Annotated in this window: 1 protein-coding gene; it reads right to left on the bottom strand. The window is 31.6% G+C overall.

What is annotated here, in order from left to right; genetic code table 11:
• Window positions 1–434 (bottom strand): family 1 glycosylhydrolase (locus LJD32_RS15095; protein WP_227403849.1); only part of this gene is annotated, 434 nt, incomplete at both ends.

Genomic DNA, 434 nt, shown 5'->3' with positions numbered 1-434 from the left:
TTTTTATATCTTTTGAAACATACTTCTGCAAATTTAACAAAGAAATCAATTGTTTTACGGTTCATAAATCCACCGTATTCTTTAGCTAAATGATAAGGCATTTCAAAATGTGATAATGTAATAACAGGTTCAATACCATATTTTAATAATTCATCAAAAACATCATCATAGAATTGTAATCCTTCTTCGTTAGGTTCTTCTTCATCCCCTAATGGGAAAATTCTTGTCCAAGCAATAGAAGTTCTAAAACATTTAAATCCCATATCCGCAAACATAGCGATATCTTCTTTATAGTGTCCATAGAAATCAATTCCTACATGATTTGGATAATATTTTCCTTCTACAACACCATCAGTGATTTCTCTAGGTACACCATGTGCTCCTGCAGTCATGACATCCGCTACAGAATATCCTTTAGAAGTATTTAATACTCC

It is taken from the genome of Faecalibacillus sp. TM498 (assembly GCF_020589955.1).
In the GTDB taxonomy this organism is placed as follows: Bacteria; Bacillota_I; Bacilli_A; order Erysipelotrichales; family Coprobacillaceae; genus Faecalibacillus; species Faecalibacillus intestinalis.
Note: the sequence above shows the minus strand (reverse complement) of the source record. Positions and strands in the feature narration are given on the sequence as shown.